The following is a 17,146-nucleotide window of genomic DNA, read 5'->3' as shown; positions in this document are numbered from 1 at the left end:
CGCCCGGGTCCCGTCCCGGCACGATGGGCGCGTGCACCGCGGCGAGATCACCGACCGGGCTGCCCAGGGGATGACCCGGCAGCGAGACGAACACCTGCAGGCCTGGTGGACGGGACTGGACGACACCACCCGTCGGGCCCTGCTCGCGGTTCGGCCCGGGGCGGCGTTGGACGAGCGGCAGGCGCGGGCGCTGGCCGCGGCCGGGATCACCTGCCCCGTCGCCGTGCTCGAGACGGAGGCCGGCCCGGCCCGCCGCTGGGTCGCCCCGCCCGCCCTCCCCGGTCTGCTGCAGCACGTCCGCGTGGTCGCCGCGGCCGCGGAGGACGACGCCCGAGAGGCGGCCCGGCACGGGCGCTGAGTCCGGGGTCCCGAGGATCGTCGTCGCGCCGGTGGGCGCGCCCGGTTCCGGCTCAGGCCCCCAGCACGGCCGAGAGCAGGTCTTCGTCGACCTCCCGGTCGGCGAAGACCAAGCGGACGGCCTGCGGATCGGGGTTGCCCCGGTCCGGGCCGCGGCCGACGAGGCGCAGCCCGGCCCGTTCGGCGGCCCGGCGCGATCCTTCGTTGTGCTCCAGCAGGAAGGCGACGACCGCGAGGTCCGGTGCCCGACGACCGGCCTCGGCCCGGGCCTCGGTGATGACCTCCTGGGCCAGTCCCCTGCCCCAGACGGCGCGGTGCAACCGGTAGCCGAGGTTCCACCACCGCAGCCCGCCCGCCACCCGCAGGTCGCAACCGCCGAGCCCCAGCAGCTCCCCGGAGCCGGCGTCGCGCACGACCCAGCTACCGAGGCCCGCGCTTTCCCAGCTGCGCTGCACCGCCAGCAGCAGCCGGGCGGTCGCCTCCGGACCCGTGTGCCGCCCGCTCGGCAGGTGCTCCCACACCCGGGCATCGGCGTGCAGCGTCGCCAGTTCGTCGAGGTCGCCCGCGACCGGCCGGGTGAGGGTGGTCCGGGCCGTCCGAACCGTCGGATCCGCCTGCATGCCGCCAGTCTGGGGTGCCGTGCGCTGACCCGCCGCCCACCACCCCCCGCCGCGCGCCACCCCCGGCGACCCACCATGCTGGGGCGCTGATCACCTCCGACGATGCGACCCGACCCGAGGACGAGGAGCCCACCGTGCCCGACCGAGACGTGACCGTGCAGCCGACGACGGGTCCGGCCGCGCCGGGACCGGCCGCGAGCGCCGGAACGGCCGACGGCAGCAGCGGGACGGACGGTGAACGCCTCGACGCCTCACCCGAGGTCGACGACGTCGATCCGGACGAGGTCGTGGAGCACGAACCCTCCGAGATCACCTACGACGGTCAGCGCTACCCGGCCCGGCCGCGTTCGTTGCGCCGACCCCGCCCGCAGGCGCGCCTGCGCGGGGAGGACCACACCCGCCGGACGGGACCGGGCTCGGGAGCCACCGACGGCACCAACGCAGAGTACGTCGACTGGTTGGTCGAGAAGTCCATGCTGGCCGACGCGATCAAGATCAGCCGGCAGTTCTCGGGTCAGGCGAGCATGTGGCAGAACCCCTACGCCGAGCCCGACCCCCGCCGGGCCGTCGAGATGGCCTCGGTGTGGTTCACGGCGTACCCGATCTCGCTGGTGACCCCGACGGGCACGTCCTTCCTGGCGTCCCTCGGCGATCCCCGCCTGTGGGAAGCCTTCCGGCACGTGGGGATCGACGCGGTGCACACCGGACCGGTCAAGAACGCCGGCGGGATCGACGGGTGGGACCAGACCCCGAGCGTCGACGGCCACTTCGACCGCATCTCCACCGAGATCGACCCGCAGTTCGGTTCCGAGGCGGAGTTCCGGCGGCTGTGCGAGGTGGCGACCGAGCACGGCGGCAGCGTCATCGACGACATCGTGCCGGGCCACACGGGCAAGGGGGCCGACTTCCGGCTCGCCGAGATGCGGCACTCGGACTACCCGGGCATCTACCACATGGTCGAGATCCCCTCCGAGCACTGGGACCTGCTGCCCGACGTACCCCCGGGCGACGACGCGGCCAACCTGTCCGCCGCGGCCGAGGGGGCGCTGGCCGACCTGGGCATCATCATCGGTCAGCTGCAGCGGGTGATCTTCTACGCGCCCGGCATCAAGGAGACGAACTGGTCGGCGACCCGGGAGGTCGTCGGCGTCGACGGGGTCACCCGCCGCTGGGTCTACCTGCACTACTTCAAGCAGGGGCAGCCGTCGGTGAACTGGCTCGACCCCTCCTTCGCCGGGATGAAACTGGTGATCGGCGACGCGCTGCACTCCCTGGGCGACCTCGGGACGAGTGCGCTGCGTCTGGACGCCAACGGATTCCTCGGGGTCGAGAAGAGCGTCGAGGGGCCCGCCTGGTCCGAGGGCCACCCGTTGTCGGAGGCCGCGAACCACCTCATCGCCGGGATGGTCCGCAAGGTCGGCGGGTTCACCTTCCAGGAACTGAACCTGACCATGGAGGACATCAAGAACACCTCCGAGGTCGGGGCGGACCTCTCCTACGACTTCGTCAACCGCCCCGGCTACCAGCACGCGCTGGCCACCGGGGACACCGAGTTCCTGCGGCTCTGCCTGCGCACCAGCCTCGACGTGGGAATCGACCCGGCCTCCCTGGTCCACGCGCTGCAGAACCACGACGAGCTGACCTACGAGCTGCTGCACTGGGAGTCCGGTCACGCCGAGGACCAGTTCCCGTTCCGGCACACCGACATCACCGGTCAGCAGCTCGCCAAGACCGTGCGGCAGGAGCTGCTCGAGGCGCTGACCGGGGAGAGCGCCTCCTACAACCAGGTGTTCACGACCAACGGCATCGCCTGCACCACGGCCAGCGTCATCGCCGCCGCGCGCGGGGTGACCGACCTCGACGACCTGGACGCCGACGAGATCGAGCAGATCACCCGCGCCCACCTCCTGCTGGCCAAGTTCAACGCGTGGCAGCCGGGGGTGTTCGCCCTCTCCGGGTGGGACCTCATGGGGATGCTGCCGCTGCCGGTGGGGCGCATCCCGCACCTGCTGACCAGCGGGGACACCCGCTGGATCGAGCGGTCGGCCCACGACCTGATGGGCACGGCACCGGGCGCGACCACGTCGAGCTCGGGGATCCCGGTGGGGCGTTCGCTCTACGGTTCGGTCCCCCACCAGGTGGCCGACGAGACGTCGTTCCTGAACCGGTTGCGCGAGGTGCTCGCCGTCCGGCGCGAGCACGGGATCGCCACCGCCCGCCAGATCGACATCCCCGCCGTCGCGCACCCCGCGATGCTCGTCATGGTCCATGAGCTGGACCCCGAGCAGCACGGGGGCGCCCGGGCGCTGCAGGTGACGGTGCTGAACTTCGGGCGCGAGACCATCGAGGGGACGGTCCGTTCCGACGCCTTCACCCCGCGGGTCCCGGTGACGGACATGCTCTCCGGCGGAGACATCGGCCGCGTCGACGACCTGCAGAGCTTCTCGGTGTGGCTCTCGCCCTACGCCGGGATGTCCTTGCTGCTGTGCGAGGACGTCGACGCCACGGCGAAGTGAGGCGGCCCGAAACCGGGTCTGCGGTCGTCCGCAACGGCTGATGCGGTCTTCCGCAAAGTCGTTGCGGCACAGGTGAACTAACACCTTCGAGGGATTCCGCCCTACGGTGGCGGAGGACGCCGGGGCAGTCGTCCTGCCCGCGTCAGTCGCACCCCCGCCGGAGGTCGTTCACCCATGTCCGCCTGGACCCTCGTCCTCGTCGCGCTCGGTGTCTCCGCCGACGCGTTCGCGGTCGCCCTCGGCAAGGGCCTCGGGATGACCCGGTTGCGCCTCAAGGACTCCGTCGCCCTGGCGCTCGTCTTCGGGCTGTTCCAGGCGGTCATGCCCCTCCTGGGGTGGGCCCTCGCCCGCAGCTTCCGCAACGCCATCACCGAGGTCGACCACTGGGTGGCCCTCGGCCTGCTCGCCCTCATCGGCCTCAAGATGATCAAGGAGGCGGTCGGCGCCGACCCCGACCGCGACGACGGTCACCGCCTCAAGAAGCGCGAGCTGTTCGTGCTGGGCCTCGCGACGAGCATCGACGCGCTGGCCGTCGGCATCAGCTTCGCCTTCCTCGACGTCTCCATCGTCCCGGCGGTCCTGCTCATCGGCGTCACCACCGCGCTGCTGTCGCTCGCCGGCGTGGTCATCGGCCACCGCGCCGGGCTCCGCTGGCGCCGACCCGCCGAGATCGCCGGCGGGGTCATCCTCATCGGGATCGGCGTCAACATCCTGGTGGAGCACCTCGGACTGCTCTGAGCTCGCGCCGGCACGAGCGCCGAGCTGCGGCGGAGCAGCCTGCCTCGCGGACACGTCACGACCTCCGTCACCGACGGTGACCGGCGCCGGGGATCCGGCCAATCGGGCGTCACCAGCGCTGCGTCCATCGAGCGGAACGGGCCCGTGGAGCCACGTCCGGAGCGATGAACGCAGCGCTGGTGATGGGCGCACGCGGCCGAGGTGACCCTCCGTCGCCGTCCACCGGATCGGCCCGGACCTGCGTGTGCCCGGTGGGCGCCCGGCGGCGGGTCAGGGCCGAGCCAGGTCCGGGTGCTGCGCGAGGTACTCGTCCAGGGGGGCCCGGAGGGGTCGCCCCTGATCGCCCCCGGGCTCGGACGGGCCCGGTCGGTCGACGTCCGCCCACGAGGGAACCGGGTCGAGGACGGTGAGGCACACCCAGCCCTCCGTCGCGGGGTCCGACGGGACGGGCGGAGACGTCAGGGTCGCGGCGACCTGCTCCCCCGCGGCGGCCGGCACCTCGTCGCAGGGGGCGCCGGGCGGCGTGAGGGTCGGCGTCACGGCGTCCTCGCCCCCGGTCCGGGCGAGCGTCTCGGGCGTCGCCGCGGCCCGCGACGACCGGGGGCCGGTCGGCGCCTCGTCGGCCGCGGTGCAGGCCGGCAGGGCCGCCACCAGCAGGAGCAGGACCAGCCCGGGACGCGCGCGCACGGAACGATCGTGACGCTCCGCCGCGACCGCCCGGGCCGGTCACCGGGCGGCTCCACCGCTCGGCACGGACCGGATCGCGACACGCGGATCGCGACACGCAGACGTCAGTTGTCGACTCTCCGTGATTATCCACAACGGTCTGTGATGACCGCGGCGACGGAACCGCAGGTCAGAGGCCTGCGCGCGGGCTGTCCACAGCCGTCCCCAGGGTGTGCAGAACTACACCCGTGTGACACATCATCTGGTGCCGGTTTCGCGTTCCGCCCCCTAGGGGTAGTGTTGGGGGCACCCGAACGGAGGGGTGCGCAGAGCACCTCGAAGGGCCGGGCGGACCCCGCAGTTGCACGAGATCGATCTGGGAGAACCACCTCGATCCGAGAGAAGGAACCCCATGAGCAGCATCACGGTCTTCAGCACGCCCTCGTGCGTGCAGTGCCGCGCGACCTACCGCTCGCTGGACCGCTCGGGCCTCGCCTACACGGTGGTCGACGTCACCGAGGACGACGCCGCCCGCGCCACCGTGACCGCCCTGGGCTACGTCCAGGCACCCGTCGTCATGGTCGGGTCCCCGGAGCAGGGCGAGCACTGGTCCGGGTTCCGTCCCGACCGGATCGAGGCGCTGGCCCGGCAGCTGGCCACGGTCGGCGCATGAGCGGCCCCGGAGTCGTCTACTTCTCCAGCGTCTCCGGGAACACGCACCGCTTCGTGGAGAAGCTGGACGACCTCCGGACGCTGGACCGGCCCCCTGCCCGCATCCCGCTGCGCGCGGGTGAGGCTCCCCTGAAGGTCACCGAGCCCTTCGTGCTCATCACGCCCACCTACGCGGGGGGCAACGGCAGCGGGGCGGTGCCCAAGCAGGTCATCCGCTTCCTGAACGACCCGGCCAACCGGGCCCTGATCGTGGGCGTCGTGGGCGCCGGCAACACCAACTTCGGGGACCACTACGCCGCGGCCGGCGACATCGTCGCCGCCAAGTGCGCGGTGCCCCACCTGTACCGCTTCGAACTGTTCGGCACCCCTGACGACGTGCGCCGCGTGCGCGACGGATTGGACTCGCTATGACTGCGCTCGACGACGCGCTCGTGACCGCCGACGCCCAGGTGATCCCCGCGCAGGGCGGCACCGCGCCCGGCTACCACACCCTGAACGCGATGCTGAACCTGTGGGACGAGAACGGGCGCATCCAGTTCGAGGCCGACCGCGAGGCCGCCCGGCAGTACTTCCTGCAGCACGTCAACCCGCGCACCAAGCAGTTCGAGAGCTTCCGCGCCCGGATCGACTACCTGGTCGGGAACGGCTACTACGAGCAGGCCGTGCTCGACCAGTACCCCTTCGAGTTCGTGCAGGAGCTGACCGACCGGGCCCACGCGGCGAGGTTCCGCTTCCCGACCTTCCTCGGGGCCTTCAAGTACTACACGAGCTACGCCCTCAAGTCCTTCGACGGGACCGAGTACCTCGAGAACTTCGAGGACCGCTCGGTCATGACCGCGCTCACCCTCGCGGTCGGTGACCAGACGCTGGCCACCGCGATCGTCGACGAGATGCTGGCCGGGCGCTTCCAGCCGGCGACCCCCACGTTCCTCAACGCGGGCAAGAGCTCGCGCGGTGAGCTCGTGTCGTGCTTCCTGCTGCGCATCGAGGACGACATGGAGTCGATCGGGCGCAGCATCAACTCGGCGCTGCAGCTGTCCAAGCGCGGCGGCGGGGTCGCCCTGCTGCTCTCCAACATCCGCGAGCACGGCGCCCCGATCAAGCGCATCGAGAACCAGAGCTCCGGCGTCATCCCCGTCATGAAGCTGCTCGAGGACTCGTTCTCCTACGCCAACCAGCTCGGGGCGCGTCAGGGCGCGGGCGCGGTGTACCTGTCCGCCCACCACCCCGACATCCTGCGCTTCCTCGACACCAAGCGCGAGAACGCCGACGAGAAGATGCGGATCAAGACGCTGTCCCTGGGCGTCGTGGTCCCCGACATCAGCTTCGAGCTCGCCAAGAACAACGAGCCGATGCACCTGTTCTCCCCCTACGACGTCGAGCGCGTCTACGGCAAGCCCTTCGGCGACGTGTCGATCACCGACCACTACCGCGAGATGGTCGCCGACGACCGCATCCGCAAGACGACGATCAACGCCCGCGAGTTCTTCCAGACCCTCGCCGAGCTCCAGTTCGAGTCGGGTTACCCCTACGTCGTGTTCGAGGACACGGTGAACCGGGCCAACCCGATCGCGGGTCGGATCAACATGTCCAACCTGTGCTCGGAGATCCTCCAGGTCAACACCCCGAGCAAGCTGGGCGAGGACCTGAACTACGAGGTCGTCGGCAAGGACATCTCCTGCAACCTGGGTTCGCTGAACATCGCCCTGGCCATGGACGGGGGTGACCTCGGCGCGACGGTCGAGACCGCCGTCCGCGCCCTCACCGCGGTCAGCGTCGCCAGCGACATCCGCTCGGTCCCGTCGGTGGCCTACGGCAACGCCCGCTCGCACGCCATCGGGCTCGGCCAGATGAACCTGCACGGCTACCTCGCCCGCGAGCGGGTGCACTACGGCAGCGAGGAGGGCATCGACTTCACCAACGTCTACTTCGCGACCGTGCTCTTCCACGCCCTGCGCGCCTCCAACCGCATCGCGATCGAGCAGCGGGCGACCTTCGACGGGTTCGAGAACTCCCGCTACGCGACGGGTGAGTTCTTCGACCGCTACACCGAGCAGGACTGGTTGCCGGCGACCGCCCGCGTCCGAGCCCTCTTCGCCGACTCCGGCATCACGCTGCCGACGCGCGCGGACTGGGCCGAGCTCAAGGCCTCGGTCATGCAGCACGGCATCTTCAACCAGAACCTGCAGGCCGTCCCGCCGACCGGGTCCATCAGCTACATCAACAACTCGACCTCGTCGATCCACCCGATCGCCTCCAAGATCGAGATCCGCAAGGAGGGCAAGCTCGGGCGGGTCTACTACCCGGCGCCCTTCATGGACAACGACAACCTCGAGTACTACGCCGACGCGTACGAGATCGGCCCCGAGAAGATCATCGACACCTACGCGGCGGCCACCCAGCACGTCGACCAGGGCCTGTCGCTGACCCTGTTCTTCAAGGACACCGCCACCACGCGCGACGTCAACCGGGCGCAGATCTACGCGTGGCGCAAGGGCATCAAGACCATCTACTACGTGCGCATCCGGCAGATGGCGTTGGAAGGGACCGAGGTCCAGGGCTGCGTCAGCTGCATGCTCTGAGCCCCGCGGCAAGCGTCAGGACCGAGGAGAACCCCATGACCGAGAAGCTCAAGCTCATCGACCGCGTCAACGCGATCAACTGGAACCGGCTGGCCGACGACAAGGACCTCGAGGTCTGGAACCGGCTGACCAGCAACTTCTGGCTACCCGAGAAGGTGCCGCTGTCCAACGACGTCCCGTCCTGGGCGCGCCTCACCCCCGAGGAGCGCACCCTCACGATGCGGGTCTTCACCGGGCTCACGCTGCTGGACACCATCCAGGGCACGGTCGGGGCGGTCTCCCTCATCCCCGACGCGCTGACCCCGCACGAGGAGGCGGTGTACACCAACATCGCCTTCATGGAGTCGGTGCACGCCCGCAGCTACTCCTCGATCTTCTCCACGCTGGCCTCGACCCGCGAGATCGACGAGGCCTTCGACTGGTCGGAGAACAACGAGGCGCTGCAGCGCAAGGCGTCGATCGTGCTGGACTACTACCACGGTGACGACCCGCTGAAGCGCAAGGTCGCCTCCACGCTGCTGGAGAGCTTCCTCTTCTACTCCGGCTTCTACCTGCCGATGTACTTCTCCTCGCGCGCCCAGCTGACCAACACCGCCGACCTGATCCGGTTGATCATCCGCGACGAGGCCGTGCACGGCTACTACATCGGCTACAAGTTCCAGCGCGGGCTGGAGCTGGTCGACCAGGCCAAGCGCGACGAGATCAAGGACTACGCCTTCGAGCTGCTGTACGACCTCTACGACAACGAGGTGAAGTACACCAGCGACCTGTACGACCCGGTCGGGCTCACCGACGAGGTCGTGACGTTCCTGCACTACAACGCGAACAAGGCGATGATGAACCTCGGCTACGAGGGTCTGTTCCCGGCCGACGTCTCCAAGGTCGACCCGGCGATCCTCTCGGCCCTCTCCCCCAACGCCGACGAGAACCACGACTTCTTCTCCGGCTCGGGTTCCAGCTACGTCATCGGCAAGGCCGTCGCCACCGAGGACGAGGACTGGGAGTTCTGAGGTCCTCCATCCGGACGACGGCCGCGACACAGGGACGCGTCGCGGCCGTCGTCGTCGCGGGGCGCGATCCGGAGGGACTCAGGACCCGGTGATCCCCGGTTCCAGGACCTCGGCCAGACGCAGACTCGTCGCCGCCTCCTCGGGCCGGCTCAACCGCTGCCGGGTGCGGCCCAGCAGCAGGTGCGCGTAGGCCTCGGTCGGGTGCTCGGCGACGACCCTCCGCAGCTCGGTCTCGGCCCGGTGCAACTGGGCCGAGGCGAACAACGCCCGCGCCAGCAGCAGCCGGACCGCGAGCGGGGCGGTCCCCTCCGACACGGCGGGCATGGACCGCAGGGTCCGGGCCGCACCCGCCGGGTCCCGGTCCTCGAACTGCCGCTGCGCCATCGTCCAGAGGTCGTGGTCGTCGCGCACCAGACCACCCAGCCCGTCCCACTGCGTCATGACCGCCCCAACATCGCGGACGGGGCCGGGCTTCCCGACGCGCTCAGCGGCCCAACCAGGCCAGGTCGGAGAGCGGCCAGACCACCACGTAGGCGCGACCGGTCACCCGGTCGAGCGGGACGAACGGGCCCGTGTCGTCGGCCTGGTGGTAGCGGGAGTCCCGCGACCTCGCCCGGTTGTCCCCCATCACCCACAGCTGGCCCGCGGGGACGGTGACGTCGAAGACCATCCCGCACGGTTCCACCCCGGGTTTCAGGTAGGCGCTCTCGTCGAGCTCGACCCCGTTGCGCTGCACCGGCCCCTCGGCGTCCGGGCAGGCGATCCGGTCCCCGGGAAGCCCGACCACCCGTTTGACGAGGTGCCCCTCGTCGGCCGAGGGTGCCAGCCCGACGAAGGCCAGGGCCTCGGAGACGGCCGACCGGGGCGGGGCGAACTCCTCGGGTGCCAGCCCGGACAGCCAGTTCCCCGGGTCCTCGAAGACGACCACGTCCCCGTGCCGCAGGTCGACCAGGCCCGGGGTGAACTTGCCGACCACGACCCGGTCCCCCCGGACGAGCGTGTCCTCCATCGACTCCGAGGGGATGAAGAACGGTTGGAACAGGAACGTCTTCACCAGCAGCGACACCGTCAGGGCGATCGCGACCGTCAGGACGACCTCGCGCACGCCCCGGACGACCCGTCGCCCGACGCTCCGTCCGGCCGGCGGCTCCGTCGCCGCGGCCCCCGCCCGCTCCCTCACCCCCCGATCATCACCCACCCCACCCCTCCCCCGGGTCCCCTTCCGCCGACCGTCCCCCCTCTCCTCCCGTGATCAAGGAATCCGCGGCGGCGGATTCCTTGATCACGGGAGGAGAGGGGGTGGACCCTGACGTTCTCGCGGCAGCGGGCTGCGTCGACGATCTCCCCGGGTGAGACTGGAGCCATGACCGCGTTTGCTCCGGCCACCGCACCCCGGGTCCCCGACGACACCACGCTCCTCGCGGCGGCCCGGCGCGGCGACCCGCTGGGCGACGCGGCCGCCGCGGTCCGCGGCGGGCACCGGCAGGTGGTCGAGGCCCTGCGCAGCGGGACGACCCCGCCCGAGGAGGCGACGGCCGCCCTGGTCCAGGACCTCCTGGCCCGGACCGCCGCCGTGGCCCCGGACGTCCTGACCACGGGCTCCCGCCCGCACTTCACCGTGCCGCCCGCGGTCCACGTCCTGGACGTCGGGGCCGGGGCCCTCATCCGCTCCTACGCCCCACCGGAACCGGCGACCATCCTGGTGGGCACCGGGCAGCTGGTCGACGACACCGAGCGCCGTCTCTGGGACACCGCCCGGTGGCTGAACCAGATCGCCGAACCGGGCGGGTTGCGTCCGGGCCGCGACGGCCTGGTCGCGACCGCGAGCGTGCGGCTCATGCACGCCGGGGTCCGGCGGCAGGTGACACGAACCCGGCCCCCCGGACCGGGCGCCCCGGTCCACATCAGCCAGCTGGACCTGCTCCGTACCTGGACCGACTTCACCGTCGCCGCCCCGCGCGCCGCGAGCCGGCTCGGCCAGGACCTGACCGAGGAGGAGTACGCCACCTTCCTCACCTTCTGGCGGCACGTGGGAACGCTGCTGGGCATCGAACCGGAACTCCTGGCCGGCGTCCGCCGCCGGCGGGACGCGGTCGAGCTGGACGCCCGCATCGTGTCCCTCACACCACCCCCCAACGCCGATTCCCGACGGTTGACCGAGATCGGCCTGACCACGCTGGCGCACGCCTGGTCGGACATCTCACCGTTGCCGCGCCGGGTGACCGTCCCCGTCATCCACGCCATCGCCCGGACCCTGCAGGGACCGGAGCTGTCCGACGCGTTGGGGATCCCCCGGGCTCCGGCCCACCGTCTCGTCCCGGTGGTGGCCGCCGCCGCCCGGTGGCGTCGCAACCGCCTCCGCCGCAACCCGATCGCCTGGGAACGGATGATCGAGCGGAACCTCGAGACCGCCGCCGGGATGATCCCGGCGGCGGGCGCCTGAGGGTCCGCCCGAGCGGGGGCCGGTGCGGGTCAGTGGAGTTCGAGCGTGAACTCCGCGACGTCGCCCTCGCCCAACCCCTCGGCCCGGCGGACGGCCTGCTTCAGCGGCAGCGTGTAGCACCCGTCGGCGGACTCCCGGAAGATCGACGTGGCCCAGGTCGTGGACCCGCAGGTCACCCGCACGGGGACGGACGCGAACCCGCGAGGTGGCAGGGGCAGGTCACCGATCTCGTCGGACGCCTCCACCGGCAGGCGCACGAAGATCCAGGTGTCGTGCCGCGCTGGCCAGCGCCACAGTTCCGCCCGGAACCGCCAGGGTCCGCGCGGCGGGGTCACGGTTCCCGGCGCTCGGGACGCACCGCGGGCCGGGTGACCTCGGCCAGCACGGACACCAGGTGGACGTACTCTTCGCCCGTGGCCCGGGACATGCCGATCTCGCACGTGCGGCTGGAACTGGCGTAGACGGTCCCGGGCACGGGGTCGAGCCTCCGCAACCCTTCGACCTCCCGCCGCGTCGCGGAGGCGGTCAGCTCGGGGTGCAGCATCCCGCGGTCGCCGGCGAAGGCGCAGCACCCCCAGCCCTCGGGCACCACCACCTCCTCGGCGACCGCCGCGGCGAGCGCGTGCAGCGCCGCCGTCGCCCCCGAGCGGGTGCCCGAGCAGGTCGGGTGCAGCACGACGCGCGGAACCTTGCGCTGCACGGTCAACCGCGGCAGCAGGACGTCCACGGCGAACTCGGTGACGTCGCGGACCGGCCCGTCCACCGCGGACACCAGACCCTCGGTGCAGGAGGCGGCGTCGCACACCACGGGCACCGGACCACCGCCGGGACCCGCCGCCTGCGCGACGGCCTTCTCGAGGGCGGCCCGGGTGCGTTGCTTCACCGACCGGGCCGAGTCCTGCAGACCCTTGGACGACCACGGCGTCCCGCAGCAGAGGTCGTCGACCCCGGTCGGGAGGACCAGGCGCACCCCCGCCCGCGCCGCGAGCTCGGCGACCGCCTCCTGCACCGCCGGTTCGCCACCGGGGCTGCCGAACATGGCCCCGATGCAGGCCGGCAGGTACACCGCGCTGACGGTGTCGACCGGGGTCGGCATGGCCACCGCGGACCTCCGCCGCCCGCCGCCGGGCAGGTCGGGGCTCCACTGGGGCAGCCGGTCGGAACCCAGCACGCTGCGCCCCAGGGTCGTGGCGGCCCGTACGGGGGCCGCGGGCACCTTCTGGGCGACCCCCAGGGCGAGCCCGGCGACCGACGTGAGGGCGCCCCAGCGGCGGGCCGCGGCCCCCCACACCACCTTGTCCGCCGTCGTCTGCGAACCCGCCCGCAACCGTTTGACGAGATCACCCGTGTTGATGCCCACCGGGCAGGTGGTCTGGCACATCCCGTCGACGGCGCAGGTCTGCAGGCCTGCGTAGTCGTAGTCGGCGCGGAGGCGTTCCAGCAGCTCGGTGTCCCCCGCGGCCTCGGCCGCCACCATGGCCCGCTCGGCGACGATGCGCTGGCGCGGGGTCAGGGTCAGGTCCCGGCTCGGGCAGACCGGTTCGCAGTACCCGCACTCCACGCACCGGTCGGCCTCGGGCTCGATCCGCGCCGGTTCCTTGAGGTCGCGCAGGTGGGCCTGCGGGTCCTCGTCGAGGACGACCCCGGGATTCAGCACCCCCGCGGGGTCGAGGAGCCGCTTGAGCTCCCACATGACGCCGTACAGCTCGTCGCCGTACTGCCGGCGCACGAACGGGGCCATCACGCGGCCGGTGCCGTGCTCGGCCTTCAGCGATCCCCCGGCGGCCAGGACCACGTCGACCATGTCCTCGGTGAACGCGGCGTAGCGCTCCAACCCCGGACCGCTGAACCGGTCGGTCAGCATGAAGTGGATGTTGCCGTCCTTGGCGTGGCCGAAGATGACGTTGTCGGAGTATCCGTGCTTGTCGAAGAGGGCCGTGAGCTCGACGCAGGTCTGCGACAGCCGCTCGACCGGGACGACGACGTCCTCCAGCAGCGCCGTGGTCCCCGAGGGACGCGCCCCGGCCACCTGCGCGTAGAGCCCCTTGCGCAGGTGCCAGAGCTGCGCGCGGGTCCGGGTGTCGGAACTCAGCGGCGTCGGGGCCAGGACCGGCAACCGCCGGACAAGGGAGTCGAAACGGTGCGACGCCTCGGTCAGACCCTCGGCCCCGGTCGCGTGGAACTCCACCAGCAGGGCGGCGTGGTCGTCGACGCGCAGATCCCGTACCACCTGCGGCGCAACCGGATCGGTGCCCCCGACGCGCAGCGAGGTGGCATCCATGAGTTCGAGGGTCGCGGCGTCGGCGGCCACCAGGTCGGGCAGGGCCGCGGTCGCCGCCTGCACCGAGTCGAAGACCAGCAGCGAGGTGCCGACGTGCGGCCGGATCTCCACGGTGCGGAACGTCGCCTCGGCGATGAACCCCAGCGTCCCTTCGCTGCCCACCATGACGTGGGCGAGGATCTCGACGGCGGAGTCGAAGTCGAGGAACGAGTTCACCCCGTAGCCCATGGTGTTCTTCATCGCGAACTGCGCCCGGATCCGGGCGACGGAGTCCGCGTCCGCGCGGACCCGGTCCCGCAGCCGCAGCAACCCGGTGTGCAGGGCCGGTTCGAGGAAACGCAACCGCTCGTCGGCGTCCTCGACCCCGGTGTCGATCACCGTGCCCGACGGCAGCACCAGGACCATCGACTCCACGGTGCGGTAGGAGTTCTGCTCGGTGCCGCAGGCCATGCCGCTGGAGTTGTTGGCCAGGACGCCGCCGATGGTGCAGGCGACCTCGCTGGCCGGGTCCGGGCCGAGCCGACGACCGTGGCGGGCGAGTGCGGCGTTCACCGCCCGGACCGTCACCCCCGGTTGCACGCGCACCCGGGCGCCGGCGTCGAGGACCTCCAGGCCCGTGAAGGCGCGGCGCGTGTCGACGAGCACCGAGGAGGTGCTGGCCTGCCCGGACAGGCTCGTACCCCCGGAACGGAACGTGAGCGGGGCACCGAGCGCACTCGCCGCGCGCAGCAGCCGAGCCACCTCGTCGGTGTCCGCGGCCCGGACCAGCACCTCGGGGACGAGGTGGACGTGCGAGGCGTCGTTGGCCAGGGCCACCAGGTCGAGCGGGCGGTCGCTGACCCGGGCGGGGTCGGCGACCGCCGCCCGCAGACGTTCCAGCACCACCGCGTCAGCCTGCGGCACGACTCCTCCTCGAAGCCCGGTTCCCGGGGGCGGCGAACACACCCGCCCTGGCGCGAGCCTACGCATCCCCGCCCCCGGTGCAGACGTCGGTCGTCACCCCGTGAGAAGCAGCGGGGCCGGACCGCGACCGCGCTCAGGCGGTCGGCGGGCCCCCGGCGCGGCCCGCCGCCACCCGGGTGGGCAGGCGGTAGCGGATGAGCCGGGCGGAGTTGACGGCGACGAACACCGAGGAGGCGTTGTGCGCGATCGCCGCGAGCACGGGCGAGAGCTGACCCGCCGCCCCCAGCGCGAGCCCCACCCCGTTCACCGCGATCGAGGCCCCGTAGTTCTGCCGGATCAGCGAGAGCGTGCGGTCACCGAGGTCGCGCAGGTGCAGCAGCCGGCGCAGGTCGTCGCCGACGAGGGCGACGTCGGCGGTCTCCACGGCCACGTCCGTGCCGGACATCCCCATCGCGATGCCCAGGTCGGCCAGGGCGAGCGCCGGGGCGTCGTTCGTGCCGTCGCCGACCACCGCCACGGTGTACCCCTCGGCCTGCAGCTGGGCCACGACGTCCTGCTTGGTCTCGGGCATGACCTCGGCCCGCCACTCGTCCACGCCCAGTTCGGCGGCGACCGCGGCCGCCGTGCGCGGGTTGTCCCCGGTGAGCATGACGATCCGTTGCACCCCGCTGCGCCGCAGCGTGTCCAGGACCTCGCGGGCCTCCGGGCGGACCTCGTCGCGCAGGCTCACCAACCCGGTGAGGACCCCGTCGGCGGCCAGCAGCAACGGGGTCTCGGCCTGCTCCTGCAACCGCGTCACCCAGGACCGGGCCTCGTCGTCGACGGGCACCCCCTCCCGTTCCATGAGGCCGGTGCTGCCGACCAGGAGCACCCGACCGCTGGCCTGCACCCGCATTCCCAGCCCGAGGATGACCTCGCACTCCTCGTGGGTCGGGATGACAAGACGCCGTTCCTCCGTCGAGCGGATCACGGCCTGCGCCAGGGGGTGCCGCGAGTGCACCTCGGAGTTCGCGGCCTCGGTGAGGACCTGCTCCGGGGTCCAGTCGTCGCGGAAGGAGAGCACGTTGGTGACGACCGGACGCCCCACGGTCAGGGTTCCCGTCTTGTCGAAGACGAACGCGTCGACCCGACCGGCGGCCTCCAGGTGCGAACCGCCCTTGACCAGGATCCCGCGGCGGGCTCCGTTGCCGATCGCGGCGCTGATCGCGGTCGGCGTCGCCAGCCCCACCGCGCAGGGGCAGGCAACGAGCAGCATCGTCATGGCCCGGCGGACGTCGCGGGTGACGAGGAGGGTCAGCAGGGCCAGGCCGAAGGACGCGGGGACGAAACGCCGGCTGAAGGCGTCGCCCACCGTCTGCACCGGGGCCCGGTCGGCCTGCGCGTGCTCGACGCGGGCGACGATCCGCCCGACCGCGGTGTCCGCCCCGATCGCCGTGGCCCGCACCACCAGGCGACCCCGCAGGTTCACGCTGCCGGCCAGGACCGGGTGCCCGACGGTCCGCTGCACGGGCAGGTTCTCCCCGGTCAGCGCCGCCTGGTCGACGACGGCCTCCCCCTCGACGACCTCGCCGTCGACCGGGACGGTCGACTGGTCGTGGACGACCACCAGGTCCCCCACCGCCAGCTCGGTCAGGTCCACGCGGACCTCGACCGTGCTGCCGTCGAGGGCCGTCCGGCGGACCCAGGCCGTGGTCTCGCTGCCGGCCAGCAGTGCGGAGATGGCCCGCCGGGTGCGGCGCAGGGTGAGGTCCTGCAGGTACTCGCCGATGTTCAGCAGCCACAGGACGGTGAGGGCAACCACGTTCTCGCGCAGCAGCAGGCTCGCGACGGTCGCCGCCGACACCAGAGCGTCGGTCCCCGCGCTGCGCCGTCCGAGCAGGCTGCCCACGGCCCCCTTGAGGAAGGGGTAGCCGGAGAAGATGGTGACCCCGGTGGCGAACACCCGGGCGGTCGGTCCCAGCAGCGGCGGGGCCCCGAAGGCGTAGCGGCGCAGGCCGAGCAGCGCCAGCGCCGCCCCGCCGACGGCGATGCGGGCGACCTCGTGGTTGGCCACGTCGGCCGAGCGGGGACTGCGCGCCACGGGCGCGTCGGCCGGGACGAGAGCGCTCGTGACCACCGCGGCCAGGACCCGCTCGACGGGGAGGACGTCGGGGTCGTAGTGCACCACGACCCCGCCCGTCACCGGGTAGCCCTTGACCGAGCGGACCCCGTCGAGGGCGTCGACCGCGTCCTCCACGGCGACCGCCCGGGCGGCGCTGCGGCGCAACCATTCCGCCTGCAGCCGGAGCCGCCCGGCCCGGTCGGAGACGACGATCAGCTCGGGCAGCTCGGTGCTCACGTGGGTCTCTTCCGCGCTCG

At 72.2% G+C, this 17,146-nt stretch carries 15 protein-coding genes; 8 read left to right on the top strand and 7 right to left on the bottom strand.

What is annotated here, in order from left to right:
- The first annotated feature begins 31 nt into the window (after positions 1–31).
- Positions 32–358, top strand: a complete 327-nt coding sequence (locus tag ACFFKU_RS16955) for a hypothetical protein (RefSeq protein ID WP_380139813.1) — start codon at positions 32–34, stop codon at positions 356–358.
- A gap of 52 nt (positions 359–410) precedes the next feature.
- Here the strand turns inward: ACFFKU_RS16955 and ACFFKU_RS16950 are convergent, their stop codons facing one another.
- Complete coding sequence (locus ACFFKU_RS16950; protein WP_380139811.1) at positions 411–977, bottom strand: GNAT family N-acetyltransferase; 567 nt, start codon at positions 975–977, stop codon at positions 411–413.
- A gap of 287 nt (positions 978–1,264) precedes the next feature.
- On the opposite strand from ACFFKU_RS16950, the gene treS reads away from it, so the two are divergent.
- Together treS and ACFFKU_RS16940 are read left to right on the top strand one after the other, a co-directional pair.
- Complete coding sequence (gene treS, locus ACFFKU_RS16945; protein WP_380140276.1) at positions 1,265–3,493, top strand: maltose alpha-D-glucosyltransferase; 2,229 nt, start codon at positions 1,265–1,267, stop codon at positions 3,491–3,493.
- A 174-nt stretch (positions 3,494–3,667) separates the two neighbouring features.
- Entirely contained in the window at positions 3,668–4,231 is a 564-nt protein-coding gene (locus ACFFKU_RS16940) for a manganese efflux pump MntP (protein ID WP_380139809.1), read from the top strand.
- 270 nt (positions 4,232–4,501) lie between these two features.
- Here ACFFKU_RS16940 and ACFFKU_RS16935 read toward each other — a convergent pair whose 3' ends face one another.
- Entirely contained in the window at positions 4,502–4,918 is a 417-nt protein-coding gene (locus ACFFKU_RS16935) for a hypothetical protein (protein ID WP_380139807.1), read from the bottom strand.
- Between the two features lie 391 nt (positions 4,919–5,309).
- Here ACFFKU_RS16935 and ACFFKU_RS16930 point away from each other — a divergent pair, with 391 nt between their 5' ends.
- The 4 genes from ACFFKU_RS16930 to nrdF are packed head-to-tail and all read left to right on the top strand — an operon-like array spanning position 5,310 to position 9,161.
- Positions 5,310–5,570 (top strand): glutaredoxin domain-containing protein, encoded by a 261-nt coding sequence (locus ACFFKU_RS16930; RefSeq protein ID WP_380139806.1) that lies wholly within the window; start codon positions 5,310–5,312, stop codon positions 5,568–5,570.
- Complete coding sequence (nrdI, locus tag ACFFKU_RS16925; RefSeq protein WP_380139804.1) at positions 5,567–5,980, top strand: class Ib ribonucleoside-diphosphate reductase assembly flavoprotein NrdI; 414 nt, start codon at positions 5,567–5,569, stop codon at positions 5,978–5,980. The genes ACFFKU_RS16930 and nrdI overlap by 4 nt, the downstream gene beginning before the upstream one ends.
- Positions 5,977–8,151, top strand: coding sequence for a class 1b ribonucleoside-diphosphate reductase subunit alpha (nrdE, locus tag ACFFKU_RS16920; RefSeq protein ID WP_380139802.1), 2,175 nt, complete (start codon positions 5,977–5,979; stop codon positions 8,149–8,151). The genes nrdI and nrdE overlap by 4 nt, the downstream gene beginning before the upstream one ends.
- Positions 8,152–8,186: 35 nt before the next feature.
- Positions 8,187–9,161, top strand: coding sequence for a class 1b ribonucleoside-diphosphate reductase subunit beta (nrdF, locus tag ACFFKU_RS16915; RefSeq protein ID WP_380139800.1), 975 nt, complete (start codon positions 8,187–8,189; stop codon positions 9,159–9,161).
- Between the two features lie 78 nt (positions 9,162–9,239).
- Here nrdF and ACFFKU_RS16910 read toward each other — a convergent pair whose 3' ends face one another.
- Positions 9,240–9,602, bottom strand: coding sequence for a tetratricopeptide repeat protein (locus ACFFKU_RS16910; RefSeq protein WP_380139798.1), 363 nt, complete (start codon positions 9,600–9,602; stop codon positions 9,240–9,242).
- A 43-nt stretch (positions 9,603–9,645) separates the two neighbouring features.
- Complete coding sequence (gene lepB / locus ACFFKU_RS16905) at positions 9,646–10,341, bottom strand: signal peptidase I (protein WP_380139796.1); 696 nt, start codon at positions 10,339–10,341, stop codon at positions 9,646–9,648.
- Positions 10,342–10,524: 183 nt separating this feature from the next.
- Between lepB and ACFFKU_RS16900 the strand changes: the two genes are divergently transcribed.
- Positions 10,525–11,604, top strand: a complete 1,080-nt coding sequence (locus tag ACFFKU_RS16900; protein ID WP_380139794.1) for an oxygenase MpaB family protein — start codon at positions 10,525–10,527, stop codon at positions 11,602–11,604.
- Positions 11,605–11,633: 29 nt separating this feature from the next.
- On the opposite strand, the gene ACFFKU_RS16895 is transcribed toward ACFFKU_RS16900, so the two are convergent.
- The 3 genes from ACFFKU_RS16895 to ACFFKU_RS16885 form a co-directional block, all read right to left on the bottom strand.
- Complete coding sequence (locus ACFFKU_RS16895; RefSeq protein WP_380139792.1) at positions 11,634–11,939, bottom strand: DUF1905 domain-containing protein; 306 nt, start codon at positions 11,937–11,939, stop codon at positions 11,634–11,636.
- On the bottom strand, positions 11,936–14,854 hold the full coding sequence (locus tag ACFFKU_RS16890) for an FAD-binding and (Fe-S)-binding domain-containing protein (protein ID WP_380139790.1): 2,919 nt from the start codon (positions 14,852–14,854) through the stop codon (positions 11,936–11,938). The genes ACFFKU_RS16895 and ACFFKU_RS16890 overlap by 4 nt, the downstream gene beginning before the upstream one ends.
- Positions 14,855–14,921: 67 nt before the next feature.
- Complete coding sequence (locus ACFFKU_RS16885; protein WP_380139788.1) at positions 14,922–17,126, bottom strand: heavy metal translocating P-type ATPase; 2,205 nt, start codon at positions 17,124–17,126, stop codon at positions 14,922–14,924.
- Positions 17,127–17,146 lie beyond the last annotated feature (20 nt).

The sequence above is a fragment of the Kineococcus gynurae genome (genome assembly GCF_042433995.1).
GTDB classification, from domain to species: domain Bacteria; phylum Actinomycetota; class Actinomycetes; order Actinomycetales; family Kineococcaceae; genus Kineococcus; species Kineococcus gynurae.
Note: the sequence above shows the minus strand (reverse complement) of the source record. Positions and strands in the feature narration are given on the sequence as shown.

Coding starts and splice junctions, on each gene's coding strand:
- nrdE (WP_380139802.1), top strand. CDS start 5,977: ATGACTGCGCTCGACGACGCGCTCGTGACCGCCGACGCCCAGGTGATC.
- nrdF (WP_380139800.1), top strand. CDS start 8,187: ATGACCGAGAAGCTCAAGCTCATCGACCGCGTCAACGCGATCAACTGG.
- nrdI (WP_380139804.1), top strand. CDS start 5,567: ATGAGCGGCCCCGGAGTCGTCTACTTCTCCAGCGTCTCCGGGAACACG.
- ACFFKU_RS16930 (WP_380139806.1), top strand. CDS start 5,310: ATGAGCAGCATCACGGTCTTCAGCACGCCCTCGTGCGTGCAGTGCCGC.
- ACFFKU_RS16890 (WP_380139790.1), bottom strand. CDS start 14,854: ATGCGTAGGCTCGCGCCAGGGCGGGTGTGTTCGCCGCCCCCGGGAACC.
- ACFFKU_RS16950 (WP_380139811.1), bottom strand. CDS start 977: ATGCAGGCGGATCCGACGGTTCGGACGGCCCGGACCACCCTCACCCGG.
- ACFFKU_RS16910 (WP_380139798.1), bottom strand. CDS start 9,602: ATGACGCAGTGGGACGGGCTGGGTGGTCTGGTGCGCGACGACCACGAC.
- ACFFKU_RS16940 (WP_380139809.1), top strand. CDS start 3,668: ATGTCCGCCTGGACCCTCGTCCTCGTCGCGCTCGGTGTCTCCGCCGAC.
- ACFFKU_RS16900 (WP_380139794.1), top strand. CDS start 10,525: ATGACCGCGTTTGCTCCGGCCACCGCACCCCGGGTCCCCGACGACACC.